Genomic DNA, 26,517 nt, shown 5'->3' with positions numbered 1-26,517 from the left:
AAGTGGCCACTTTGAAGAAAAAAAAGGTGGCCACTTTTGGAATATCCCCCACCCAATCGACATACTTGCCCCAAAAGGAGCAATATGAATTCATTAATCGAGATCCCTAGAAGCCTAACGCCGGAAAAAGTAATGGAGGACTTCCGTAAACATGGTGTTGAGCTTGATTACGAGCAGGCGGTACAATATCTCGACCTGATCTATTTTTTAGCAAGTGTGGTAGTGGACCAAAATTTTAAATAATGAAAACAGCTGATTTATATCTAAGGGTAAGCACCGATGAACAGGCGGACAGGGGCTATTCGCTACGCAACCAGGAAGAAGTATTAAAAAGATACTGTGACCAGAACAGGATCGCCATAAGGCATATCATCATAGAGGACTTTTCGGCAAAGACCTTTATCAGACCAGAATGGCAAAGATTTCTTGCAACGCTGAAACGTGACAAAAATCAGGGCACTTTATTACTGTTCACAAAATGGGACAGATTTAGCAGAAATGCTCCTGACGCCTATCAGATGATCAACGAATTAAAGCGCTATTCCGTGGAGCCGCAAGCCATCGAACAACCTTTGGACATGTCCGTTCCAGAGAACAAAATGATGCTCGCGATTTACTTAACAGCACCAGAAATAGAAAACGACCGCCGGGCATTGAATACCCTGTTCGGAATGCGACGCGCGAAAAAAGAGGGAAGATGGATGGGACAGGCGCCAATTGGCTACATCAACCTGACCAGTCCAAATGGAAAAAGACATATCGCCCCGAACGGCTTACAGGCAAAACTCATGGCCTGGGCATTCAACCAGATTGCCCTAGCCCAATTTTCAACGGAGCAGATATTCAATAAAGCAAAGGAAATGGGGCTACAATGTAACAAGAACCGTTTTCTCGTTGCAGTCAGAGACCCCGTTTATTGCGGCAAGATACGGATTGCCGCTTACGGTGAAGAAAAGAAACATACCGTTGCTGGTCAGCATGCGCCTATTATCACCGAACAACTATTTTTGATTGCTCAAAAAGCACTAGATGATAGAAAACGTACCATCAAAACGACCATCTCTTCTCATGAAATGATACCGTTGAGGGGATTTCTCCAATGCTCCAAGTGCTCGAGGACCTTGACGGCAAGTGGCTCAAAAGGCAGGAACAACTACTATTACTACTACCACTGCTCTACAAAGTGCGGGTACAGGATAAAGGCCGCTGAAGCTAATGAAATCTTCTTTGAAGAGTTGTGCAATTTCGTCTTGAATGTTGTTTCAGCAGAACATTTCAAGAACGCCATATTAGATGGACATGACGCGGTAAACAAGGGAACACAAATGACACGCGTCAAGTTCACTAACGAAATCGGCGTCTTGAACAAACGAATTGCGTCTTGTAGGGAACTCTTACTTTCAGGGGATTTCGACGCCAATGATTTCAGGAGTATTAAGCAAGAAGCCGAGCATAAGATCGAAGAAATACAAAAAAACCTAGCGGTACTACCAGCAAGCTCAGTAGGAAAAAACGAAATCAAAACAGCACTGGAAAGTGCCACAGATAAGCTTATGAGGCTTGACAGCATATACTTTAATGCTAAGACTGAAGTGCAAAGAAAAATAATTGGTTCGATGTACCCCGAAAAATTCACGTTTGAAAATCTAAAACATCGAACCGCTAAACGCAGTTACATCTTCTCACTTATCTATCAGATTAACAGCAAATTACAAAGCAAAAAAAATGGGCAAGCGACCGATTTTTTGTGCTTGCCCACTATGGCTCCCTCTGCTGGGCTCGAACCAGCGACCCTCTGATTAACAGTCAGATGCTCTAACCAGCTGAGCTAAGAAGGAATGATTTTTTCACGAGGAAAAATACTGGTATTAAACTTTTCAAATAAAAAGCCCTACTAAAGTAAGGCTTGTGCTCCCTCTGCTGGGCTCGAACCAGCGACCCTCTGATTAACAGTCAGATGCTCTAACCAGCTGAGCTAAGAAGGAGTGCTGGCATTGCCCAAAACGCTTTAAAATATCCTTTTCAATTTGAACACCCTCGTTCGTTTTGGGAATGCAATATTAGGGCTTTTAAATTATTTATGCAATATTTGTAACGAAAAAAAAGACAAAAATTACAAGTTACAACGTATGAGCCTGATAATCATCGGTACTGTGGCCTTCGACGCCATCGAAACGCCCTTCGGAAAAACAGATAAAATTGTAGGCGGAGCCGCAACTTTCGCCAGTTTGGCCGCTTCTTACTTCTATAATCGCACAAAAATTGTTGCAGTAGTTGGCGACGATTTCAAAAAAGAAGATATAGAAAAACTTAACCAACATGGTATTGATACCGAAGGTTTACAGATAAAAGAAGGAGAAAAATCGTTCTTTTGGAGTGGCAAATATCATAATGACATGAACAGCCGCGATACTTTGATCACTGAACTGAATGTGTTGGAAAACTTTGACCCCATCATTCCGGAAAGTTATCAAGATTGCGAGTATCTGCTGTTGGGCAACCTTACGCCCCAAATACAACAAACGGTGATCAAAAGGTTAAAAAACCGCCCAAAACTAATTGTTTTGGACACCATGAACTTTTGGATGGATATTATGATGGACGACTTGCTGGAAACCATTAAAATGGTTGACGTGTTGACCATCAATGATTCGGAGGCCCGCCAATTGTCTGGCGAATATTCGTTGGTAAAAGCTGCCAACAAAATTTTAACCATGGGACCCAAATATTTGATCATTAAAAAAGGCGAGCACGGTGCACTATTGTTCCACGAAGACAAAATCTTTTCTGCACCGGCACTACCTTTAGCTGATGTATTTGATCCAACCGGCGCCGGCGATACTTTTGCAGGTGGTTTCATTGGCTACTTGGCCAAAGTTGGCACCATCAATTTCAACAACATGAAAAACGCCCTGATCTATGGGTCGGCATTGGCTTCTTTCTGTGTAGAGAAATTTGGCACCGAAAAACTATTGTCGCTAAGCCAACAAGAAATTGCCAACCGTTTGCAACAGTTTGTGAGCTTAAGCAGTTTCGAAATTACCCAAAACTAAGTTTTAGCAGCGCAATTGCACTGCAACTAGGTCAAGATAGTCCCGTTTTACGCTGTACCTGCGGTGCCGCTACAACCGGGGCTATTTTTGTGACCAAGCTACAAAAAACAATCATTCCTGTCCACACTATAAAAGGAATTGCTATTTTTAAGCATGCCCTACCCCAGCCACATTCACGGTCTGGTTCCTAACGCACACACTTGCCCATTTAATATCCCTTCCATTAAAACATTCCGTTAACCTGGAGCCCCCACAAATAAACCATGGCTTTTTGATGCGGGCAGAAAGCTTTTTCAATTTTGCAGACTATCGACAGAAAACCCAAATGTTTATTTGCGGCATTCGTTCAACGGAGCTTAGTTATGCCAGCACACCTACCTGCGTCAATTTTTCAAAAACCACTTCGGTATGGGGCGCATCAGCCAGTTCATCTGTAAGGTCCTGCCCTGCCCAATGCTCATAATGTTTACCATTTTTCCATAAACGGCTCTCGGTTACATCATAAATAACACCTTTATAGGCCACCCATATTTGTGGCTTATCCTGCCCATTGCGCAAAGCAAGTTGTTGCTTGGTATAAGATGGCAGTTGCATTAGGCTGCTCTCCTGCTTTTAAAAAACTCGAACATGTAAATGCTAACTAGCAAGGCTGCAAGCGACATAAAAAACACTTCTACGGGAATTTTGGCAATGTTCAATCCCGAAATGCCACCAGCTGCCGTTATTACAACATTGTTGCATGCCATAATACCGTAAACCACAAACAACAGCAATAACATGCCTGCAAAAGTACGGTACGCCCGGTACATGAATCGCAATTTGCCCACATATTCAATAAGCAACAGCGTTAACAAAAGTGTAGCGAAAGTAAGCATAGTGTACCATTTGGGATAAGCGAAAAACAAAAAAGCCACACCAAGTCCCAACAACAAATTGCTAAGGGCCAAGCTATACTTTTGCAGATGGTTTTTGGGGAACCGTAAGTTGAGGTATTGATAAAGGGAAATTGCTGTAAAATTTAAACTGAAATGAAGCAAGTATTGCTCCAATGGAACATCCTTAAAACTAACCGCTAGCGTATATTTAGCATCATAACTGATCAAACCAAGTAGGTATAGCACCACGTTAATGGCCGAAAACAAAATAGTGGCTACCAAACTGGCGCCAATCGATGCCCTTAAATTACCTTCTTTAAAGATCTGTTTATCAACTTGAAAAATCAATGGCAGCAATAAGGGGGTAAGTGCTAAGGTCAGAAAAAGAAACTTCATCATGTTGTGGTGTTGTTCCCCAAAAGTATGATTTTATATTGGCTGTTAATAGATAGTTGTTTACAAAATGGCAGCACTTTTCCGTTTACAACGGTTAGGCACGGCAAGGTTCAGCGCAATAATTTAACGGCCATAAGCACCGAAGAACCTGGGGCCATCTCAAATTCATAAATGCCATTCTGGTTTCCTATAAGCGTAACGGTTCCAGTTTTCGTCCACTCCAGCCCTTGCGGCATATTAGGTTTTATCTTTATTCGCCCTCCCTTTTCACTTTTGATGGTAACACCAGTGTTTACTCCGGCTTGGCGGGTGCCAGAGATCAGAAAGGCTCCATCTACCCTGAAATTTTCAAAAGACACCTCGTTCCAATCCGAGGGGATCGCAGGAAAGACCCTAACTACATTGTTCCAAAACTGTAGGCACAGTTCCTGTATGCTGGTCATGGCCGATAAGGGTGTTTCAATTACCGGCCCCGATTCTGCATAAAGTGTATTGGGTTTTACAAATTTTGTCAACAAGGTATTTAGTGCATCCCTTGCCGCATTTCCATCGCCCAACATTGCTTTCATTGAGGCGAAACCCGTAAAGGAATATCCTTGCAAGGCAGCCGGCATACTTTGCCAGTGGTTAATGGATTGGTTAATCAGATCCAGATTTGCAGCTTGTTCCTTATTGATCTCATAAAAGGACTATCGGATTGCCATCAGGAACTTACAAATCAAAGCGATTAGGCGGATTGGTCCTTTGGTATTTTCCATGAATTGCTTCCTATCGTGCTTTCATTGCCATCGCGAATAGCTTTGTAATGTGGCGACATAATTTCTACACCAGCTGCATCAAAGGCATCGTGTATGTTCTTATGCAATTCAGAATAAATACGGCCCATTTTTTCGGGCTTCGTAGTATAGGCATTGATCTGGTAAGTAATATACCAGTCATCAAGGCTTTTCTGAAATACATAAGGTTGCTTTTCTTTAATAATATCTTCGGTAGCCAATGCAGCATCAATAAGCAGTTTATGGATAGTTTGCCACGAAATGTCGTAGCCTAAGGTAATTTCAGAATGGAGTACAAGGCCATCTTTTTTACTAAGACTTGAATAGTTTATGGTATTTCCGTTAAGTATAGCGCTGTTAGGTATGGTAACCACTTCATTTTTAACGGTAACTAGCCTGGTCACCAATAACGATTTTTCCAAAACATTGCCTTCTACTTCTCCAATCCTAACGATATCGCCAATGGCAAAGGGCCTCATATAGGTGATCACCATGCCCGCAACGCCATTACTGATGGCCGAAGAAGATCCAAAAGAGATCAACAAGCCTAAAAATACCGAAACACCTTTAAATATATCGGAATCAGAACCCGGAATAGATGGCCAGATGACGACCAGCATAAAGGCATCTAATACAATTCTTACGATGTTATAGGTGGGTTTGGCCCAATCGGGATAAAATCCTGTTATTTTTAACTTTTCCGTTTCTATTTCATGTGAAAGGAACTTTATTCCTCTTTTAAGGTATCTGAAAACAAAGAAAACAACCAGGATTTTCACAAAATTGGGAAAAAAACCTACCATAGCGCCGAACATACTTTTAAGCGGGACAAGTACAAAGCCAAGCAAACTATCGCTCCAGGATTTAGTCCAAGGGAAAAGCTGAAAGATCAACGGAAGCGCCATGTAAACCAGCACAACCATAAGAAAAAGCTTCAGCAAGCCCAAAAGCCTGTTAATGAGGAGCAATTCGTTTTTCTTGTTAATCAACTCATAGTCCTTGATTTTGATACTGCCTAGTTTTTTTTCCGCTTTGATACTAATCCATTTGGCGAACCGATTAAAATACTTGTTCAGATAAAAAATACAAACGATCAGCACCAAAAGAATTAGCAGTCCCATTGCTGCTCTTTTCAACAGTTCTGTAAGGTCGGTTTCCTTCTTGTACTGTTCTACATTTCTAATGATAATTTGCCGGTAGGTTTGGGCCAACACCTTTCTATCCAAGCCCACAGCAGCTGCATCTGCATTGGATAAGCTAATCAGTATATTGCCTTTATATGCTACATCAGTGACAATGGTATCACTCTTGATTTTAACCGAATCGGGAATAAAAAGGAGGCCTTCCGATAATCGTTCTATTTTTTCGGAACTTCTCTGCGCTCGCTCTGCCGCGGGCAGGGAACCGAGCTTATTTTTAATGTGGAAGAGCGTGTCTTTGTGAGCGATAACAGGAAACCCCTTATCGTCAACGGGTTTCTTTTGCGCATAAACGGCCTCTAACGTGCCGAAAAGCAGCAGGAGTGAAAAAATTAGTTTCATAGGAATGATATTTACTTAAAGTAATAATAAGCAAATTTTATAATAGTTGCATGTTCCGAACATAAAAAAAGCCCCGCATGTGCGGGGCTCCTATAAGATTATCCTCTGTCAGCAGAGTAGTTTTTAAGATATTTTTTCAGTTGCCCTCTGGCTACGTGTATTCTGGTTTTTACCGTACCAATTGGGATATTCAGTTCTTCGGCAATTTCATGGTATTTGAATCCTTCGAAATATTTGATAAACGGGATATAGTATTCAGGAGCTAGAGACTCTAGGGCCTTATTAATGTCTTTCAGTACAAATTTGCTTTCAACGGCGTTGTTGGTTGCGCTGTAGTGCAGGTTAGCGTAGGTAATGTCGTCGCTTTGGGTAATTAATGCATTGGTTTTTACCAGGCGCCTGTAGTTATTAATGAAAGTGTTGCGCATGATGGTAAACAACCAGCCTTTTAAATTAGTGCCTTCCTTAAATTTACTATAGTATGTTACAGCCTTGAGCATCGTATCCTGCACCAAATCATTCGCATCTTCCAGATCTTTGGTAAAATTTAAGGCAAATGATTTCAATGAAGTAGAGTAATCGTTTAGTTGTTCGTTAAATTGCAGCTGTGTCATATTCTTAGTTTTTAGTTAATAAAAAAGAACAGATGCGAGATGGGATTGCAACTGTCATAGTTATGTAACTCATTACAACTATGATACCAAAAACGGCAAAAACGATGTACTAAAAGTTTAAAAAAAAGAAAAATGTGGGTTGGGGCGCACCAGGCTAAAAAATATTTACTTCTCTTTCTAAAAGCACTCCAAATTTTTCCTGTACAGTTTCGATAATCTTTTCCGAAAATCTGTACACTTCCTGTCCTGTTGCCCCGCCATGATTAACCAGTACCAGGGCCTGATTTTTCCAAGTTCCGGTATGTCCATCAACCAAACCTTTAAAACCGCATTGCTCAATAAGCCAGCCGGCAGCTAATTTCACCCGTCCGTTGGGGGCTGGATAGTGTGGGGTGTCTGGAAAACGCGACAGCAGCTCATCAAATGCCTGTTGGCTTATCACAGGATTTTTAAAGAAACTGCCGGCATTGCCAATGGTTGACGGATCGGGCAGTTTGCTTACCCTAATGGCCGCCACTACCTCCGAAATATCTGAAATACTAGGCCGCTCAATCCCTCTCCTGTCAAGCTCCGAATTGATTGCCCCATAGTGGGTTTGCACGTTCGGGATGTTAGATAAGCGATAAGTTACCGAAGTGATGATGTATTTACCTTTCAGTTTTCCCTTGAACACACTTTCGCGGTAACCAAATTCACAATCGGCCTTACTAAAGGTTCTGAGCTGGCCCGTGGCAATCTCAAAAGCGGTACAACTTTCAAAAACATCTTTGATTTCTACCCCATAAGCCCCAATATTTTGGATAGGTGAGGCGCCCACGGTTCCGGGAATGAGCGTGAGGTTCTCCAAACCAGCATAGCCCTTGGCTACACAATATTTCACCAAGTGGTCCCATATCTCTCCTGCTCCGGCGGTTACCAAGATATCGGTACCTTGCTGGGCCACCTCAATGCCTTTAATGCTTATTTTAAGCACAATCCCGTCATAATCTTTGGTAAACAGCATATTACTGCCTCCGCCCAATACCAATAGTTTGTTCTCTTTGATCAAAGGGCTGCCAAAAGCTTCCGTTAAATCTTCTTCTGATGAAATGTTGACATACCATTTTGCATTTACATCAATTCCAAAAGTGTTTAGGTTTTTAAGGGAGTAGTTGGCGATAAAGGGCATAAAGTATTTTTATTGCAAATGTACTAATGATTTAGCATTTAAGATTGATGATTTGACGATAGTTGGCTTACTGGAACTGGATTTGTCGTTCAAATGCAATTTGCGGCAATGGTAAAAAAAATTCTTGTCGGAAACTTTAAGATTAAAAAAAGTTTCCATAGTTTTGCAGCGGATTTTTGAAAGGGGATTAAATTGGAAATAAAAGATTATATCATTAACGGTGCCGATAACCTTTTTTGTCAATATGGTTTTAAAAGTGTAACCATGGACGATATCGCCAAGCATTTGGGCATATCCAAGAAAACTATTTACCAGAACTTTAAGGACAAGAACGAACTCATCAACATTCTGATTCACGATAGGATTGTAAACCAGGATCTGCAGATGAACAAATGCTCCCAAGAGTCGGAGAATGCAGTGGAGGAAGTTTTTTTCAGCATGCAGGACATGGACTTTTTTTTGGAAACGATGAACCCTATGCTTTTTTACGACCTGCAGAAATACCATCAGGAAGCTTGGCTGAACTTTATGTCGTTCAAGGAAAAGGAAATTGGCAAAAAGGTGATGGAAAATCTGGAAAGGGGTATTGCCGAAGGTTTGTACCGTAAGGACCTGAACCTGGAAATCATTACCAGAATGAGACTGGACCAGGTAGATGTTGTTTTTACGCAAAATGGGCATTACGACACCAAAAAACATAGCCTGGCTAGTATTATGGTTGAAATAACCCGACATTTTTTATACGGAATTTGTAACAATGAAGGACTTAAATTAATCCATAAATACGATCAAGCGTTAGCTGCCAAAAAAGAAATGGCCAAAAACAATTAATAAATATAAAATTCACCCAAAAAAATAAATAATTCAACTATGCTAAGAATAAAAACGGTAAAACTGATGTTACTGCTTGCGGTCAGTTTCGGTTTACCAGCATTAACCGTTGCACAGCAACCCATCACATTAAAGGATGCACTGAAATATGCACTCGACAATAATGTAAAAGTTCGCAAGGCTAGATTAGACATTGAAGGAGGAAAATACAAGGTACAGGAAGTGCGGGCCCAGGCCCTGCCCCAAATTACCGGTACCGCAGGCCTCACCTACAACCCTATCATCGGGCAATTAGTGGCCAACTTTGGCGGCCAAACACAAGCCATTAAGATGGGACAAAACTGGAACTCTAGTGCTGGTGTTCAGCTTTCGCAACAATTGTTTAACCAAACGGTATTTACAGGTTTGCAAGCAGCTAGGTCTAGCGAAGAATTTTATAACCTCACCGCTCAGCTTACCGAAGAGCAAATTATAGAGTTGGTGGCCAATACCTATTATCAAGTATTGGTAAACAAGCAACAGCTTGGAGTGGTTGAAACCAACATTAAAAATGTTAAAGTGGTAGAAAAAGTTACTGCAAGTCAGTTTGAAAATGGTTTGGCAAAAAAAATCGATGTAGATCGTATTAAAGTGAAGTTGACCAATTTGGAAAGCAAACGCATACAAACCATTAACGCCATAACCCAACAAGAAAACCAATTAAAATTTGCGATGGGGATGTCGGTAGCAAATCCGATTACCCTACCAAACAGCGAATTAACCGAGGTTAGACAATTACCTGTATTTACAGACACTGTTGGTTTGGCCAACAGAACGGAGATTAAGCTTTTGAACAACCAGGACAAGCTGTACGCCTTACAGCGCAAAGCTTATTTGGCTGAATATTACCCCAGCTTATCCTTAACCGGTAACTACACCTATTCCAGCCAAAGCGACAGTTTCGACTTTTTGAATTCCAACAGAGCAGCAATTGGCTTTGGTGCATCGGCAGTTGGGCTATCGCTTAAAATCCCCATTTTCAATGGCTTCCTCACTCGGTCAAAAGTACGCCAGGCCAATGTTGATATCGACAAGCTGAAACAAGATAGGATTGAAAAAACCAATGAGCTGAACCTGGCTTACGAGAATGCTAAAATTGAGCTGAAGAACAGCTTAAGTACGATTAATTACCAACGCAAAAATGCCGAATTGGCACAGGAAATTTACCAGAGCACACAAAACAACTACAATAATGGGCTTGCTACCCTAACCGATCTACTGGAAACAGAAGATTCACTTACTGAGGCCCAAAATAGTTATACAGAAGCTTTGTTGAAATATAAAATTGCCGAAATACAGTTGATTAAAGCCAAGGGAGATCTTAGAACCTTAGTACAATAAACCAAAATACAGAAGAAATAATATCAGATAAAATGAAAAGAGTAATAACCATCATTGTCGTATTAGTTGTAGCAATAGGCGCTATTGCTTTTATACTATCCAGCAATAAGAAGAAAAATCAGGAAAAAACCGATTTTATTGCAAAAGGTAATGGCGCTATCGCCGTAAATATCGCAGAGGTTAAAAAAACAGTTCCAGAGTTGGACTTTAATGCCAATGGAACTTTTGCTCCAAATCAAGAGCTAATGTTCTCGGCAGAAAACAGCGGACGTGTAAGCAAAATATACGTAGAAGAAGGAAGCAGGGTAAGTGTAGGTACAGTTTTGGCACGCATTGATGCCGAAATTTTAAACACCGATAAGGAAACGGCCGAAGCCACCTACCAAAATGCGCTGAAAGATTTGGCCCGCCATGAAAGTTCTTTTAAAACTGGCGGTGTAACCCAACAAAAGCTTGACGAAGTTAGGCTTGCCGCAGAAAATGCCAAGTTACGCTTACAACAACAACAGCGCAAGTTTAATGATGCCAACATCAGATCGTCTATTAATGGCGTGGTTAACAAAAAGCTAATTGAAGTAGGTGCCGTAGTTGCTCCGGGAACACAATTGTTTGAACTGGTTGATATCTCAAAACTGAAACTGAAGGTGAATATCAACGAAAACCAGGTGGCCAACTTAAAAATTGGCGACAAAGTGGCCATCCGTTCTTCTGTTTTCCCTGATGATAAATTTTCGGGAAAAATATCTTTTATTGCCGCTAAAGCTGATGCATCGTTAAATTTCCCTATCGAAATTGAAGTAACCAACAACATTAAAAACTCGCTTAAAGCGGGAATGTACGGAACTGCTGTTTTTGATTTCCCTACTCAAGCTGCAAGCATCTTGGTTCCTCGTACCTCGTTTGTAGGTAGTGTAAACAGCAATCAAGTGTTTATGTACGACAAGCAAAGCAACAAAGCTAAAATCAGGAACGTGGTTGCCGGACGTATTTTGGGCGACCAAGTAGAGATTTTAAGCGGATTGAACGAAGGTGAAACCGTAATTACCAGTGGACAAATCAACCTGGTTGATGGCACGCCAGTAAGTGTTATTAAATAATTCCCTTTTCAAAAGCAGAAGAATATAAAATGAAAATAGCAGAAATATCAATCAAAAGACCCTCATTGGTAATTGTGGTGTTTACCGCACTTACATTATTGGGCTTGCTTAGTTATTTCTCATTAGGCTACGAATTAATTCCAAAATTCTCTTCCAATGTAGTTTCCGTACAAACGGTTTACCCCGGAGCGTCGCCAAGTGAGGTAGAAAACACAGTTACGAAAAAAATTGAGGATGCAGTATCCTCGATGGAAAATGTCAAGAAAATCAACTCCACATCTTTGGAAGGGGTATCTATCGTTACCATCACCTTAACGGCCACGGCAAACGTAGATTACTCGTTAAATGATGCACAGCGTAAGGTAAACGCCATTTTATCTGATTTACCGGAGGATGTAAAAACGCCGTCATTGAGCAAGTTCTCCTTAGACGATATGCCCATTATCACCATATCTTCAACGGCAAACTTATCAGATATCGATTTATACGACTTAATTGACCAAAAAATCTCTCCAGACATTTCCCGTGTGGCGGGTGTGGCCCAAGTGAATATCATCGGGGGGTCTGAACGCGAAGTAAAAGTAGGTGTTGATGCAACTAAATTAAAAGGCTACAACCTTAGTATATTGCAGATACAGCAGGCTATCATGGCTTCAAATCTAGATTTTCCTACGGGCAGTGTAAAATCTAAGGGACAGGATATCTTGGTACGTTTATCAGGTAAATTCAAGAACCTTGACGAGCTTAGAAACCTGGTACTAACCACCACTGGCACAGGCACACAGGTACGTTTATCAGATGTTGCCGATGTACAGGAAACCTCCAAAGAAGCGGAGAAAATTGCTCGTATCGACCGCTCTACCGCTTTAACCTTAAGCGTGGTAAAACAAAGTGATGCCAATGCCGTAACGGTAAGTGAAGGCATCCAAAAGAACATTGCCAAAGTAAATGCGGAATATGAAAAAATAAACGGCCTGCATTTGAAGATCGTGAACGACAACTCGGTTTACACCCTGGATTCGGCCGATGCCGTAATACACGATTTGATGATTGCCGTAGTGTTGGTAGCTTTTGTGATGTTGTTCTTTTTGCATAGCCTAAGAAATGCCATCTTCGTAATGGTATCCATTCCGGCATCGCTAATCGCAACTTTTATTGGTATCGAACTGTTTGGTTTTACGCTAAACTTAATGTCGTTACTGGGCTTGTCGTTGGTAGTGGGCATCCTGGTGGATGACGCCATTGTTGTGATCGAAAACATCCAGCGCCACATGGAAATGGGCAAAAACAAAGTACGGGCGGCTTTTGATGCTACCCAGGAAATTGGCTTTACGGTAATTTCCATCACGTTTGTAATTGTGGTGGTATTTTTCCCTATTTCTGTAAGTACAGGCTTGGTATCTGATATTTTGCGCCAGTTCTGTATCGTAGTAATTATTGCCACGCTCCTATCATTGGTTGCTTCCTTTACCATTGTGCCTTTATTATTCTCCCGTTTCGGTAAGCTAGAACGTATCGAAGGTAAAAATGCTTTCGGCCGTTTCATTTTATGGTTCGAAAAACAATTGGCCAGTTTCACCCGCTGGATTACGGGCATCCTCAATTGGGCACTTAACCATAAAGCCATTACCTTAATTGGGGTATTCATGCTTTTGATCAGTTCTTGTGGGCTATTTGCCGGCAAATACATCGGTTTTGAATTTTTCCCTAAATCAGATAAGGGTGAGTTTTTGGTTCAGATTGAGCTTCCCAAAGATGCTTCGCTGGAACTAACCAACCAGTATGCTTTGCGTGCGGAGAACTATTTGAGCAAAAAACCTGAAATTGAGCAAATGATTACTACCGTTGGCCAGGCATCTGGTGATATGGGTAGTACACAGGCTACTGCCTATAAAGCAGAGATCAATGTAAAACTGGTAGACAGGAAGTTGAGGCCTGGCACAGAAACAGATTATCTTTCTAAAACCTATTCCAGGGAATTGACCAAGCTGTTGGTTGGAGCCAACATTAAAACCATCAACATTTCCATTATGGGTACCGCTGAAAATGCCAATATCCAAATGGTGGTAATGGGTCCTGAGCTGGATAGCGCCATGTATTATGCAGAAAAAGCAAAAGCTATTTTAGATAAAATTCCAGGGGCAGCGGAAACTAAATTATCTGTAGAAAAAGGTACGCCAGAAATCAACGTAAAAGTTGACCGCGATAAAATGGCCGCCCTGGGCCTAAACCTACAAACCGTAGGTGCTACCATGCAATATGCTTTTGCTGGTAATACCGATGCCCAATATCGAAAAGGACAGTACGAATATGACATCAACGTTCAATTCCAAGATTTTGACAAAAAGGACATTGACGACGTACGCAACTTGACTTTTACCAACGACAAGGGCCAACAGATTAAACTGATGCAGTTTGCCGAAATTACCGAAGGCTCTGGGCCATCGCAGTTGGAACGCTTAAACAGAACTACCTCGGTTACGCTTAAGGCACAGTCCATTGGCCGCCCTACGGGTACTATTGTTGATGATTTTAAAGCTCAGCTGATCAAGCAGGAAGAAGAAGGAAAACTACATCGTCCGCTTGGCGTAAGCTACACCTGGGCCGGCGACCAAGAAAACCAGGACGAAGGTTTCGGTACCCTTGGTATAGCCTTGCTCGCTTCGATTATTTTGGTGTACCTCATTATGGTAGCCCTATACGATAGCTTTGTATATCCATTTGTGGTAATGTTCTCTATTCCTTTAGCGGTAATTGGAGCATTCCTTGCACTGGCCCTAACCAATAACAACTTAGGTATTTTCACCATTTTAGGTTTAATTATGTTGATTGGTTTGGTAGCCAAAAATGCAATCATCCTGGTTGACTTTACCAACCAGATGAAAGCCGAAGGCAAATCAACCCGCGAGGCTCTAGTACTTGCCAACCATGCCCGTTTACGCCCAATTTTGATGACAACTATTGCCATGGTAATTGGTATGCTCCCTATCGCAATTGCCAGTGGCGCAGGTGCCGAATGGAAAAATGGCTTGGCTTGGGTAATTATTGGGGGCTTGATCAGTTCGCTATTCTTAACCTTAATTATTGTACCGGTAATGTACCTTTGGGTAGATAATATCCTGCACAAATTTGGCCTTGATAAAAAAGGAAAGCCTATTGAAGAATTGATGGTTGAAGCTTATGACCATAAGGATGTACACGAGTACGATATGCATCATTAGAATTTTTCCCAACACACAATAAACCCAGCCCCTTTAGTTTTACCAATTAAAGGGGCTTCTTTATGGCAACAAAATTCGCAGTTTGCCGCTGGCATTAAAAGTTCCCGGGGGGCCAAAGCAGCGCCTACAAAGCAACTTGAAAAGCAAAGAAGTTAAACCTAACAATTGTAACGCCATTGGGCTTGCTACGTGCCAATGTGGTTCATTCCGTTTTTTTAGGAAAGACAAGGACGACATGATTATAAAAAAACCAGGCAATGATATATTTCTTTACACCAAATATTATGAGGTATTTTTTTTAAACTAAAATGATGTCAGATAGTAAATATAAACTTTAACATGTCAATCTTAAATAGATATATTTGTAAAAAGAATAGTATATCACAAGAATATAATGGAATTAAGAAAATTAGAGATTACCAATTTTAGGGGAATTAAACACCTTGAAATTGACGATTTGAAATTGGTAAACGTTTTCCTTGGTAAGAACAATGCAGGCAAAACATCTATTTTAGAAGCTATCTTTATTTCCTTAGGTTCTCAAAACCCGAGGATTCCCGTTATATTAGATAATTTTAGAAACCTGCTTCATACTGAAGCAGATGATTTTAGATTTTTATTTTATGAATTGAATTATAATAATGAAGTAAATATAAAAACCTACTATGATGATATTGAGAAAGGCTTAATTATAACTCCTAATTCATCAAAAGTTTATAATTCAAATTCTCAAACCCAATTAATCGAAAAATTAAATTCGTCATCTACTACTACTGACTATGATAAGATACCTATAAGTGGTCTAAAATTGACTTACGATTTAAAGAAGAAACATGCAAAAAGAGAAACATCGGCAGCTACAATAGAATTGGAAGCTTTAAATCAGTATAGGCTTACACCATCAAAAACTCCAGAAGTTAATAAGGGTATAATTGTAACAGGAAATACCCAAATGACTTCTTTAGTGCCTAAACTTGACAGACTTATTGTAAACAAACAAGAGAATAAAGTTATTGACGTTCTAAAATTAGTTGACTCTTCAATAAAAGGTATTACCCTAGGTGCAAATGGAATCATTTTGTGTGATACTGGATTTGGAAAGAGATATCCTTTAAACCTATTGGGCGAAGGTGTTATTAAACTTCTAGCAATTCTTTTAGCGATACTTGATGCAGATGGTGGCGTTGTATTAATTGATGAATTTTCTAATGGACTCCACTTTACAGCACTAAAAAATTTATGGAAAGCTATTTTGCTTTCGGCAACGGAAAAAAACGTACAAGTGTTTTTGACAACCCATCACTATGAATCTTTAGAGTACTTACAACAAGTATTACAAGAAGATGATTTTGTCAAATTTCAAAATGAAATAAGAAGTTATACTATTAGAAAACTGCCAGATTGCAATTTGAAGAGCTACATTTATGACTATGATAAATTAAATAACGCCATTCAACAAGAAGTTGAAATAAGATAATGGTTATGACTATTTTCACTGAAGGTCGGTGGGACAAACCGTTCGTGGCAGAGCTTATAAAACGGCATTTTGGAGAAGAGCAGCTTAATAAAATCGAACTCTTAGATACTAATGGCTATACCTCCTTGGAATTAAACCTACCTAAGTTTCAAGAAAACAATGACCTTGGAAAATTAAATCTTGTCATTTTTGATGCTGATAGTGCGGACAATAATGGAGGATTTCAAACAAGATTTGATTTTTTAGTTGCAGAGAAGGCTAGATTGGGGATTGAATTTGAGTTTTTTTTATTCCCAAACCATCTAGATGATGGGATGTTTGAAAATCTACTTGAAAGTATAGTTAATCCAAATCATGCAGATGTAATAGAATGTTTTAACAGCTATTTGGAATGCATAAGAAACAAGGGTGAGGACAAAGGTGTTATATATACATTACCTGCTCAAAAAGCTAAAATATTTGCATATGCTGAGGCGGTGCTAACTCCTAAAGAATTTAAAAACGCACATAAAAGAAAAGAATGGGGTTATTCAAAAGATGATATTTGGGATTTTAATTCAGCTCAATTAAACCCTTTAATTGAGTTTTTAAAATTACATATCCAAGTTTAGAAAATTATTTTTTCGGTGGTGGTACTTTCATTAACGCACCCAATAAATAGAAAATAAAATTACTATCTTGTGGTATATTAATAACGCAATCCCCAAATATAACTATGAGAACTTATTGTTTGACTTATGATGCTGTAGACAGCGAGAAATATAAAAAAGACCCGAATTATTTTCGTGAGAAAATTGTTAATGCTCTAAAGGGGTTAGAATGTGAAAATTTTCATATGCCTGTAGCAACGACAATTATTTTTGACCACCCATTTTCTGACATAGACTCTCTAAGCCTTCGTTTTAGAATAGCCATGAATAGTGAAATATATTTTTTCCTTTGCCTTATAGGTCAGAGTGAAAAAAGACCTTTTTTAAATCAATGGATTAATCAAAAACTGTCAGATGAATTTGATGAATTTGTGAGTAATACTTAATTGTTAAATTTTAAATTTCTATTTCGTCTATTGGTTGATAGTATTTTCCATATACTTGATATTTTATCCTATAATAAACTATCAGTAGTCTAAGCCATAAGTGAATAATCTGTATTGATTTCATATCTATAAATATTTCTTTTCTAGAAAAATAGATTATAACTCTTTATTTGTAAACCTTATTTTCTTTAAACTCACAACAAAACTTTTATTAAAATGGAAGAAGAACAATTCGATGAAATAATCAGCTCACTTGGCATGATTGAAACCAATACAGCTTGGATTACAATTACTCATAACGAACTTGAACAAGTCAATCAGAGATTACACAACCTTGAAATGGTAATGTTAGATAATAATAAACTTTTGAAGAGATTAGTGGAACTATTGGAAAAGAAAAACAAATAAGATTAAGGCTATGACTGATGAAGAATGCAGAGAGCTGGGCATCATGACCGAAAAGGAAATGGATGAAATGAATAAACGACTTGAAAGAGTTGAGGAAGCAGGCATAGCTGATACTCAAAAATATTTCGATAGAATACATGACAAGTTGTTTGCTCTAAATAGTTTATTAATCGCAGGATATTTTGCAGTTATAGCAATCAGGAAAGATGTTCCCAGCTGGAGCATCATAGTGCCATTAATAAATTCGGGTTTTCTACTTCTTATTGATTACCGTATGATGGTCAGAGCGAGAATACAAGCTTCTATTACAACAGTTAATGAAAAACAACGAGATAGATACGGAAGCATTATTAATAATACAAATCTATTTTCTCTCTTATCAATCTGGTCTACTATAGCCGTGGTGGTAGTATTTGTATATTTTATATTATCATAAAGTAAAGCCCTTGATAAATACATCAAGGGCAATTATATATTCTTCATATTACAAAGCAACTAATTTCAACTAAACAAATTATTTTTTGCCGATTTTTCCCATTTGGGTAAACAATCTCGGATTCAAAGTAATGTGCTTTTTCTTTTCTTCTTCAACTTTTTTCAAGTAATTTAAACCTTCTAATAATTGATTAGCAAATATCTCATGTTCTTTTTTTCCTGGTAAGACTTTAGAGAAATCTCCTAATCGAGTTTTAGGTTTATCAGGTACTTGAGTAAATGCTGAAGCTATAACTGATTTAATTTCATTCCACATTTCATCAGTCATTACTTTTGGATTTTCCATCTTTAAAAATTTGGATGCTAAAGATGCAATCCTTGGCGATGTTTTTTCGTTCTCTGCCATATTTTTACATGTAGTTTGTTTTATACTACAAATACAAATCTAATTGATTTACAAAACATTAAAGATGGTGTATTTTTCCACATATCCAATGTTTTAAACACTTCTGTTACCCTATAAAAGTAAAGCCCTTGGTTCATCGCCAAGGGCAGTCATAAATTAATCGAGAACCATTATCTAAACTAGTTTAATTTAGAACAATGTGAACATTTGGGTTTACCACCAGTCCCTGTTCTTAAATTCTCCTTTTCGATGTTGTTACCTTCTGTACATTTGTTGTTGTCATGGTAAACATTCTGTTTAATCGAATGAAATGCAGCTACTTTTGCCATAATGATTTTGTTTTAATAAATGAGATGTAAAAAAATCATTTAATTATTTCAATTCGTTACGGTTAACCATAAATGGGGTTGATATTTTAAAATACTAGATTATATTTGGTTTAGGAATGATTACTGGTGTAAAGTAATATATCATTGCCAAAAACCAATCACTCATCTCCCAACTACTGCTAAGTTATCTAATTGCGCTGATTTTCCTGACCAGTAAACTGATTAAAATACCAAAACAGCCCACCACCGCAAACGAGTAGCGCAAACTAAACAGCTCCGAAATGTAGCCAATTAACGGTGGCCCCATTAAAAATCCAAAATAGCCAATACTTGAAACCATGGCAATGGCCAAGCTAGAAGGAATTTTATCGTTATTGCCCGCAATAGTATAAGTCATAGGAATAATGACCGAAACACCAATACCCACCATCATGAATCCAAAGGTTGCCACCATCAGCTGAGGAAAGGCTACCGATAAAAACATGCCCGCTGAAATAACCACTCCACAAATTTGCAACATGGTTTTTCTGCCAAAGGAAGCAATAAATTTATCGCCTACAAACCTTCCTATGGTCATCATGGCCGAGTAAGAGGCATATCCCAAGATGATCCATTTTACAGGGGCATGCACAATTTCCTTAAAATAAACACCGCTCCAATCCATCATGGCCCCTTCGGTAGCCATGCTACAAAAGGCAATTACGCCCAACTGTACCAAAACGCCCTGCGGCCTCGTCAAAAATTTAGGCTTTTCTTTTTGTGCCGTTTTTCCAACGAGTAAAAATCGGTGATTGATGAAAATATGTGTCCAACCTATGGCCGCAATGATCCAAAAATGCCCGGTGGTGGTCAAATGTAGGTTCATCATTAACAACCCCACCAATGCGCCCGTGAAAAGGCCTAAGCTCCAGGAACCATGAAACGAAGACATGATAGGCTTACCATAATGCCCTTCGGCCGTAACGGCCTGGGTATTTAACGCAATATTACAGAGGTTTCCAGAAATACCAAATAGCAATAGAAATAACGCTAACTGCCAACCATGTGCTGCCAGCGCCAAATTGGTTAAACAAAGTGCGTAAAGCGGCGTGGCCATCGTTAAAATTTTCTTGCTCCCGAAGATAGCCACCAAACGTCCGGAAAGGGGCATGGTAATTAGCTGGCCAATGGGCAATGCCAATAAGATACTTCCCAAAGCTGCATCCGAAAGGTTTAAAGCCGCTTTTAAATCGGGGATACGACTGGCCCAACTGGCAAACACCAATCCTTGGCCAAAGTAAAATAATGATACCGCTAAACGAATGGTCTTTTTACTATACTTGCTACTTTCTTTAACGGATAAATCAGCACTATCGGCAATTGTTGACATGGAGGAAGGGGGATATTATTTTCTGCAAAGGTCTGCAAAAACATAGAGAAACGCTCCCATTTACAACCTATTGTTTTACTTTTTAACATTGAAATTACTTTGCTCAAAATAGGCCAATTGCCACTCCCAAGGAAACGCCGTTAAAATGTTTACGGGCATTCAAATTCCCGTAATAAGAACAGCCCACTCCCACTCCTTTCATGACCATTAAACTGTATCTTACCTCATAGGGCAGTCCTACGGTAGTGCTTTTTTTGAACTTTTCATCCTCCCAAGGCGCTTTATTCTGATTAAAAATGACATCGGGGTCTGTTTTGGTTACTATTGAAAAACCTGAAGACAGACTGATTTGTTGTCGCCTAAAAAATTTATAGACTTTGCCATATTCGAAATTTATGGCATGAATACCTCTAACCTCTACCTCACAGTCGCAGTTTCTGTGCGATTTATGAAACTGCTTCTGCGTTTCACTTTGCCCATCTGTACCGTCCGCAATGCTAAATCGGAAATAATGTTTTTCATATTGCACAAACACACCAGCTTGCACAAACAGGTCATAATCCTTGATTGCCCCTACCTGTGCAAAAAAATAAAAATTATCGAAACTTAGTTCCCTATTTTTTTGAGCCGAGACATGTAGAAAAGGGCACCATAGTAACCCTAATAAAATCGTGGTTTTTTTCATTTTTTTAATGATTGGTATGCTCAAAAATATATAACCAAAAACCATCAAATAATTTTAAAAAGATACAATAATGGCAAATAAATAATCTTTTAAATTATTTTATGAATTAAAAATTTTAAAAAAATCCTAAAAAAATACAAAACGATAAACCTTACCGTTAAAAATCATTCTTTTACTACTATATTTACTGATAGAATAATTTTTAACAATGAAAGAGCAAGCCAATTTTTTCGAACGCATCAAACAAACGCTACCCAACTATCAAAATTTGGCACAAAGCGTAGCCGATACTTTAGGTATCAGCACCAACGAGGCCTATAAAAAGATACGCGGCACCAGTCTGTTAAACATCAAGCAAATCACCAAACTATCTGATGGTTTTGGCGTATCTTTCCAATACCAGCCCAGCCAATTACCTACGGTTACGTTTAATTATGTAAGCCACAGCGACCAGGCCGAACACATGACGGAATATTTAAAGGAAATGTTGGCCACCATGAAACAAATTCAAAAAAGCAAGCAAAAACACATCACGGTAACCAGTGATGACGTGCCTATTTTCCACTTCTTCAAATACCCTACGTTAACGGCTTTCAAATTGTTTTACTGGGCAAACAACCCTCGCATACAGCAATTTGATTTGGATAAATTACCTAAAAACATTTTGGAGATTGCGCTGGAACTCCATCAGGTTTATCTGGAAATCCCCAGCACCGAAATATGGGCAAAAGACACCATACATGGCACGATTGAGCAAATAAGGTATAGTTTTGAAGCGGGGCTTATTGCCAACAAAACAGAAGCTATTGCCATGGTTGAACAGTTGCGCTATTGCCTAACCGACATTAGCATGTACGCCATTGGCAGTAAAAAGACCATTGATGCCGCACACTCTTTTAACTGGTACCATTGCGATGTTTTGGGAGGCATTACCTATTTGGTTGATCTTGAGCAGTCGATGTTATGCTATAACCGATTTAACACGTACAACTACCTGAAAACGGAAGACCAAGCCTTTTGCCGCCAAACCAAGGACTGGATCAAGGGGCTGATCAACAAATCAATGGCTTTTAGCGGACAAGGTGAAAAACATCGAAACAAATACCTTTACCAGGCTTTTGCCGAATGCGACAAACTGATAGACGAGATTAACAAGGCTTGAGTTTAGTGCGTTGTGAAATTCGCTTGATCAATACCATACAAGCCCTGCCGTTATGGTAAGGGCATTTCCAAAACCCCGCTTTCACTTCGCCCATTGGCTTTAGATTTTCGTCAACACCCCAAAACCACTCGCCATTTGCCTGATCTTTGAGGTATTTTCTCACAAACGCCCAACTATTTAGCGATTGCTCCAGGTATTGCTCCTTGTTTGCTAATTGCCAAGCGTTGAAAAACCCAACCATGGCTTCAGCTTGGGGCCACCAATGGTATTCTTTGATCCAATGAGCTGTTGCCGCATCATATTCATACAACAATCCGCCGTTTTCAGCTAAACCTTTACCAGCGGCATCAGCCATTTTTAAAGCCAGTTGTTTAAAATAGGCCATTTGCGTTTGATCGTTAATGATTTCCGCAGCCTCATACAACAACCAAGCGGCCTCAATATCGTGCCCAAAGGAAATTAAGGAGGATTTCACTTGCCAGTCCTCCGTAAAAAACAAGTGTAAATGGAAGTTCTTAGCATCTACAATATGCTCCCGAAAATTGTCCAATAGCTGGACAATGGCATTTTTCAACGCCCCATTGGGCCAAACACTATACAAGTTGGCATAAGCTTCTATCACATGCAAATGCGTGTTCATCGATTTTTTTTCGTTTTGGTCCTTCTCACTCAAACGCAAATCAGCTATAACACCCCACGCTTGGTTATGCGCTTCAATATAGCCCGTATACACTTCATCGTAGCTATATTTTTCAAGCAATTGATAAGTGGCTTTTGCCAGTTCAAGGGCCTGTTGATCTTGAGTAACTTTATAGTATTCACTTAAGGCGTAAATGGCGAAAGCTTGCCCGTAAACCTGCTTTTTGCCGTCCAGCATTGTACCGTTTGGGCTCAAAGACCAAAAAAAACCTCCGTTGGATTCATCATAAAAAAAATTGAGCAGGTAATGGTAAGCTCGTTGGGCCATCGCCAAATACTGTTTTTTTTGCGTCAACAGGTAGCCCGATGAAAAAGTATAGAGTATGCGGGCATTCAACACCAATCCTTTGGCTACGGGTTCAGCTTGGTTCAAATGGTTAACCTGCCCATAAAAACCACCCTGCTGTTCATCCACGGTATATGCCGACCACCATTGCAATAGGTGATTTAATTCTGTTGCTAATTCTTCTTGATATTGTTCAATGGTAATGGACCCCATGCCTACAAACTTACCTTTCCATGCAAATTTACCAGCACCTTTTTTGCTTCGTCGATTTTTTGGTTATTGTCTATGAGCTTGATGATGGATTGAACAGAAGTTGCCGATCGTAAACCATCTTCTGGGTTGTGGGTTACATAATCCAGCAATTGTGCTATACTTGTGGTAGCCACGTGCATTCTGGTATCCGACGAAGCGTAATAAATATATACCGTTCCATCATCATCCAATATCCAACCATTGGCAAAAACCACATTAGATACATCGCCCACTCTTTCTATCCCTTCAGGCGCAATGAAATAGCCCGCGGGCTTATGTATTACCTTGGTCAGATCGTTTAAATCAGTCATGAACATATACAGCACATACCTTAAACCCGCAGCGGTATTTCGCACGCCGTGTGCCAAGTGCAGCCATCCTTTCGTGGTTTTAATTGGCGCCGGGCCCTGGCCATTTTTGGCTTCGTAAACGGTGTGATATTGCTTTTTATCGATCACTTTTTCTTCCCTTACTTGTGCGTTTTCAATGGTATCCGACAAACCAAAGCCAATTCCGCCGCCATTGCCAGCTTCAATGAAACTATCTTGCGGACGGGTGTAGAAAGCATATTTTTCATTTACAAACTCGGGGTGCAACACCACATTTCGCTGTTGCGCCGAATTGGTTTTTAAATCGGCCAATCGTTCCCAAGTTTCAAGATCTTTGGTACGGGCAATGCCGCATTGCGCTATCGCGGCAGATTGATCACCTTGATTGGCTTTGGGATCCCTTCTTTCCGTGCAGAACAAGCCATAAATCCAACCATCTTCATGAGCTGTTAACCTAATGTCGTAAATATTGGTATCGGGATCATCCGTTTCGGGCATTACCACCGGCCTATCCCAAAACTTAAACTGATCTACACCATTTGGGCTTTCGGCAATAGCGAAAAAGGACTTCCGGTCGTTGCCTTCTACCCTTGCCATAAGCAGATATTTTCCATCAAATTTGATTGCACCAGCGTTAAGCACGGCATTCACGCCAAAGCGTTCAATCAAAAATGGGTTGGTTGCGGGGTTAAAATCAAATCTCCAATTCAGGGGGATATGCCGAGCCGTTAACACGGGATTTTGATATCGATGATAGATGCCATTCTCTGTTGCCAGCTTTATATTTGGCTCTTTTATCAATTGTTGATGAGCCTTTCTCATCTGTAAAATACGCTCTTCGAAATTTGTCTTCATGTTTAATCTTCTAATCTATTCCACCAGGTTCTTTTTAAAATAACTACGATAAGGGCCAAAACAGCCAAGTTCACTGCCAACTGCACATACATCCCAGTAATCAGGTACATCGGGAATATGGTTAGGCAAAGCTGGGCCACAATCCCTAAAACCACGTTGAACATATCTAGCTTAAAATTTTTATTTGCCTTGAAATTAGGATCTTCGGCTGCCACCAGTTCATGAATGGGCTGCCAAAAACCCCAAGGTTTCACATTTTTATAAAACGATTTTAACACATGGATATCTGTTGGCGGTGCGGCATAAGTACCTATCACACAACCAACAAGGGAAAGCACAAAAAGCACAGGCCACCAAAACAAGGGCAATCCTGTGGTTACGTAAGGCATCAGCAATGCTGCGCCAACACCTACCGCCATTCCCCAAAAGAAACCATTGGCATTAAAGCGCCACCAGTACCATTTTAGGCAATTTGCGGCTACATAGCCGCCGTACAAACCTCCTACAATCCATTGTAGGATATCATTTACATCTTTGGCCAAGAAACCAAAAAACACGCCAGCAGCGACTACTACTACTCCTACGATATAGTTCATGGAGATGATTTTTTTAGTAGGGGCCGCAGGGTTGATATATTTCAAATAGATGTCATTAACGATGTAAGCCTGTGCCGCATTTAACGTTCCGCTGAAAGTTCCCATGAATGCTCCCAGCAAGCCTGTGAGTACCAAACCAAGCACGCCAACCGGCAAAAAATTGTTAATGGTTGCCGGCAAAATCTTCTCAAAATCGGTAATTCCATTGGCGTCTTTGAGATAGATTTGGTTGTAGTACAAAAGTGCCAACACCGTTAACCCGGTAACCATGGTGTATCTGATTGGCAATAAAACGATGCTTACAAAACCCGTCATTTTACTGGCTTCCTTAGGGCTTCGGGTACTCAATATTTTTTGCATATCATAATTAGGTGCCGGCCCCGCCAACGAGGCAAAAACACCTTTCAGCAACATCATCGTAAAGAAAAGCCCAAAAAGGCTAAAGCCATCATCAGCAATCTTCTGATTGGCCTCTGCCGCAATTTTACTCCAGTCGAGATCAAGCTTCCATCCAAAGAAAGGATTGTTCCAGCCCTGAGGAACATTTAAATTTTGAGTGGACAAATGCTGTACGGCAATTACGCCGATGGCCAAACAAGCCATGGTCATGATGATGTACTTGATGGCATCGCCCAAAACAATGCTATGCATTCCTCCCAAAATGGAGTAGAACATGGCAAACAGCGTGAACACAATTCCATAGAAATGTGGCACGTACTTATCAGCGATATGAAAAGGCACGTATTCCCTTAAGTAATCCCAGGGCACAAAAACTTGGATAAATTTGCCCAAGCCAATAAATCCGTAGGCCAAAAATCCGAGGCAGCTAATGAGCGCAAAGGCAATGACAATGGCATGCGAACCATTTACGCCCTTTCCCACCAATCCAAATCGCGTTTTTAGCCATTCGGCACCTGTAGTTGCATTAGATCTTCTTAACCATTTGGACAAGAACATCATCATAAAAACCTGGTTAAATACCGGCCACAACCAAGGAATCCAAATACTTTTGAAACCGTAAACAAAACATAGGGCTACCATCCACATGGTGCCGCTGATATCGAACATATCGCTGGCATCGCTAAGCCCCAGCATGTACCAAGGCAGCTTTTTCCCGCCCATGAGATAACTTTCCTTGTCTTGTTTGGCTTTATTTTTCATGTAAAAACCAATCAGCACCATGGTGGCGAGATAAATGATGAGGATAGCGAGATCGATGAATTGTAACTTCATTAGCTTGG

25 protein-coding genes and 2 tRNA genes are annotated in these 26,517 nt (G+C 40.0%); 13 read left to right on the top strand and 14 right to left on the bottom strand.

All coding sequences use genetic code 11. The features are described from left to right. Positions 1-84: 84 nt before the first annotated feature. A complete protein-coding gene (locus tag DUT71_RS20285) occupies positions 85-243 on the top strand; it encodes a hypothetical protein (RefSeq protein ID WP_162796103.1) in 159 nt (52 codons plus the stop codon). Continuing rightward, on the top strand, positions 243-1,799 hold the full coding sequence (locus DUT71_RS17575; RefSeq protein WP_113663851.1) for a recombinase family protein: 1,557 nt from the start codon (positions 243-245) through the stop codon (positions 1,797-1,799). The genes DUT71_RS20285 and DUT71_RS17575 overlap by 1 nt, the downstream gene beginning before the upstream one ends. Here DUT71_RS17575 and DUT71_RS17570 read toward each other — a convergent pair. Together DUT71_RS17570 and DUT71_RS17565 are read right to left on the bottom strand one after the other, a co-directional pair. Continuing rightward, positions 1,762-1,838: transfer RNA gene (locus DUT71_RS17570), tRNA-Asn, on the bottom strand. The genes DUT71_RS17575 and DUT71_RS17570 overlap by 38 nt on opposite strands. Positions 1,839-1,911: 73 nt before the next feature. Continuing rightward, positions 1,912-1,985 (bottom strand) — tRNA-Asn (locus tag DUT71_RS17565). Between the two features lie 144 nt (positions 1,986-2,129). On the opposite strand from DUT71_RS17565, the gene DUT71_RS17560 reads away from it, so the two are divergent. Beyond that, entirely contained in the window at positions 2,130-3,053 is a 924-nt protein-coding gene (locus DUT71_RS17560; RefSeq protein WP_113663861.1) for a PfkB family carbohydrate kinase, read from the top strand. Positions 3,054-3,413: 360 nt separating this feature from the next. Here DUT71_RS17560 and DUT71_RS17555 read toward each other — a convergent pair whose 3' ends face one another. The 6 genes from DUT71_RS17555 to murB form a co-directional block, all read right to left on the bottom strand. Next, positions 3,414-3,647 (bottom strand): cytochrome b5 domain-containing protein, encoded by a 234-nt coding sequence (locus DUT71_RS17555; RefSeq protein ID WP_113663850.1) that lies wholly within the window; start codon positions 3,645-3,647, stop codon positions 3,414-3,416. After that, positions 3,647-4,327, bottom strand: coding sequence for a lycopene cyclase domain-containing protein (locus tag DUT71_RS17550; protein ID WP_162796102.1), 681 nt, complete (start codon positions 4,325-4,327; stop codon positions 3,647-3,649). Before DUT71_RS17550 ends, DUT71_RS17555 begins: the two co-directional genes overlap by 1 nt. A gap of 107 nt (positions 4,328-4,434) precedes the next feature. Next, on the bottom strand, positions 4,435-4,938 hold the full coding sequence (locus DUT71_RS17545; RefSeq protein ID WP_113663848.1) for a glycoside hydrolase family 95-like protein: 504 nt from the start codon (positions 4,936-4,938) through the stop codon (positions 4,435-4,437). Between the two features lie 113 nt (positions 4,939-5,051). Beyond that, complete coding sequence (locus tag DUT71_RS17540; protein WP_113663847.1) at positions 5,052-6,641, bottom strand: mechanosensitive ion channel family protein; 1,590 nt, start codon at positions 6,639-6,641, stop codon at positions 5,052-5,054. A 98-nt stretch (positions 6,642-6,739) separates the two neighbouring features. After that, complete coding sequence (locus DUT71_RS17535) at positions 6,740-7,255, bottom strand: RNA polymerase sigma factor (protein ID WP_113663846.1); 516 nt, start codon at positions 7,253-7,255, stop codon at positions 6,740-6,742. Positions 7,256-7,409: 154 nt separating this feature from the next. Beyond that, positions 7,410-8,423, bottom strand: a complete 1,014-nt coding sequence (gene murB / locus DUT71_RS17530) for a UDP-N-acetylmuramate dehydrogenase (RefSeq protein WP_113663845.1) — start codon at positions 8,421-8,423, stop codon at positions 7,410-7,412. A gap of 192 nt (positions 8,424-8,615) precedes the next feature. Here murB and DUT71_RS17525 point away from each other — a divergent pair, with 192 nt between their 5' ends. The 9 genes from DUT71_RS17525 (at position 8,616) to DUT71_RS17480 (ending at position 18,309) form a co-directional block, all read left to right on the top strand. Next, positions 8,616-9,254: a TetR/AcrR family transcriptional regulator gene (locus DUT71_RS17525; RefSeq protein ID WP_162796100.1), complete on the top strand. Its 639-nt coding sequence runs from the start codon at positions 8,616-8,618 to the stop codon at positions 9,252-9,254. A gap of 39 nt (positions 9,255-9,293) precedes the next feature. Further along, on the top strand, positions 9,294-10,634 hold the full coding sequence (locus DUT71_RS17520) for a TolC family protein (protein ID WP_113663843.1): 1,341 nt from the start codon (positions 9,294-9,296) through the stop codon (positions 10,632-10,634). Between the two features lie 32 nt (positions 10,635-10,666). Continuing rightward, positions 10,667-11,731 carry an efflux RND transporter periplasmic adaptor subunit gene (locus tag DUT71_RS17515; RefSeq protein ID WP_113663842.1) on the top strand — a complete coding sequence of 355 codons (1,065 nt, stop codon included), beginning with the start codon at positions 10,667-10,669 and terminating at the stop codon, positions 11,729-11,731. A 29-nt stretch (positions 11,732-11,760) separates the two neighbouring features. Then, a complete protein-coding gene (locus DUT71_RS17510) occupies positions 11,761-14,952 on the top strand; it encodes an efflux RND transporter permease subunit (RefSeq protein WP_113663841.1) in 3,192 nt (1,063 codons plus the stop codon). Positions 14,953-15,346: 394 nt separating this feature from the next. After that, the gene (locus DUT71_RS17500) at positions 15,347-16,429 is read left to right on the top strand and encodes an AAA family ATPase (RefSeq protein WP_113663839.1); all 1,083 of its coding nucleotides are present in this window, start codon (positions 15,347-15,349) and stop codon (positions 16,427-16,429) included. Next, positions 16,429-17,040, top strand: coding sequence for a DUF3226 domain-containing protein (locus DUT71_RS17495; RefSeq protein ID WP_113663838.1), 612 nt, complete (start codon positions 16,429-16,431; stop codon positions 17,038-17,040). Before DUT71_RS17500 ends, DUT71_RS17495 begins: the two co-directional genes overlap by 1 nt. 104 nt (positions 17,041-17,144) lie before the next feature. Continuing rightward, the gene (locus tag DUT71_RS17490) at positions 17,145-17,465 is read left to right on the top strand and encodes a hypothetical protein (RefSeq protein WP_113663837.1); all 321 of its coding nucleotides are present in this window, start codon (positions 17,145-17,147) and stop codon (positions 17,463-17,465) included. Positions 17,466-17,681: 216 nt separating this feature from the next. Continuing rightward, positions 17,682-17,873, top strand: coding sequence for a hypothetical protein (locus tag DUT71_RS17485; RefSeq protein ID WP_113663836.1), 192 nt, complete (start codon positions 17,682-17,684; stop codon positions 17,871-17,873). A 10-nt stretch (positions 17,874-17,883) separates the two neighbouring features. Next, positions 17,884-18,309, top strand: a complete 426-nt coding sequence (locus tag DUT71_RS17480; protein WP_113663835.1) for a hypothetical protein — start codon at positions 17,884-17,886, stop codon at positions 18,307-18,309. Positions 18,310-18,387: 78 nt separating this feature from the next. On the opposite strand, the gene DUT71_RS17475 is transcribed toward DUT71_RS17480, so the two are convergent. The 3 genes from DUT71_RS17475 to DUT71_RS17465 form a co-directional block, all read right to left on the bottom strand. Further along, entirely contained in the window at positions 18,388-18,714 is a 327-nt protein-coding gene (locus DUT71_RS17475) for a hypothetical protein (protein ID WP_113663834.1), read from the bottom strand. 513 nt (positions 18,715-19,227) lie between these two features. Beyond that, positions 19,228-20,412: an MFS transporter gene (locus tag DUT71_RS17470; RefSeq protein WP_113663833.1), complete on the bottom strand. Its 1,185-nt coding sequence runs from the start codon at positions 20,410-20,412 to the stop codon at positions 19,228-19,230. A gap of 103 nt (positions 20,413-20,515) precedes the next feature. Beyond that, a complete protein-coding gene (locus DUT71_RS17465) occupies positions 20,516-21,097 on the bottom strand; it encodes a hypothetical protein (protein WP_162796098.1) in 582 nt (193 codons plus the stop codon). Positions 21,098-21,305: 208 nt separating this feature from the next. On the opposite strand from DUT71_RS17465, the gene DUT71_RS17460 reads away from it, so the two are divergent. Then, positions 21,306-22,259, top strand: a complete 954-nt coding sequence (locus DUT71_RS17460; protein WP_113663831.1) for a helix-turn-helix domain-containing protein — start codon at positions 21,306-21,308, stop codon at positions 22,257-22,259. Here the strand turns inward: DUT71_RS17460 and DUT71_RS17455 are convergent. The 3 genes from DUT71_RS17455 to DUT71_RS17445 are packed head-to-tail and all read right to left on the bottom strand — an operon-like array spanning position 22,246 to position 26,509. Continuing rightward, positions 22,246-23,457: an AGE family epimerase/isomerase gene (locus DUT71_RS17455; protein WP_113663830.1), complete on the bottom strand. Its 1,212-nt coding sequence runs from the start codon at positions 23,455-23,457 to the stop codon at positions 22,246-22,248. The two genes, DUT71_RS17460 and DUT71_RS17455, sit on opposite strands and share 14 nt — an antisense overlap. A 2-nt stretch (positions 23,458-23,459) precedes the next feature. After that, positions 23,460-24,680: a glycoside hydrolase family 130 protein gene (locus DUT71_RS17450; RefSeq protein WP_113663829.1), complete on the bottom strand. Its 1,221-nt coding sequence runs from the start codon at positions 24,678-24,680 to the stop codon at positions 23,460-23,462. A 2-nt stretch (positions 24,681-24,682) separates the two neighbouring features. Beyond that, a complete protein-coding gene (locus DUT71_RS17445) occupies positions 24,683-26,509 on the bottom strand; it encodes a sodium:solute symporter family protein (protein ID WP_113663860.1) in 1,827 nt (608 codons plus the stop codon). Positions 26,510-26,517: the final 8 nt, after the last annotated feature.

The organism is Pedobacter nanyangensis, assembly GCF_003313505.1.
GTDB classification, from domain to species: Bacteria; Bacteroidota; Bacteroidia; order Sphingobacteriales; family Sphingobacteriaceae; genus Pedobacter; species Pedobacter nanyangensis.
Note: the sequence above shows the minus strand (reverse complement) of the source record. Positions and strands in the feature narration are given on the sequence as shown.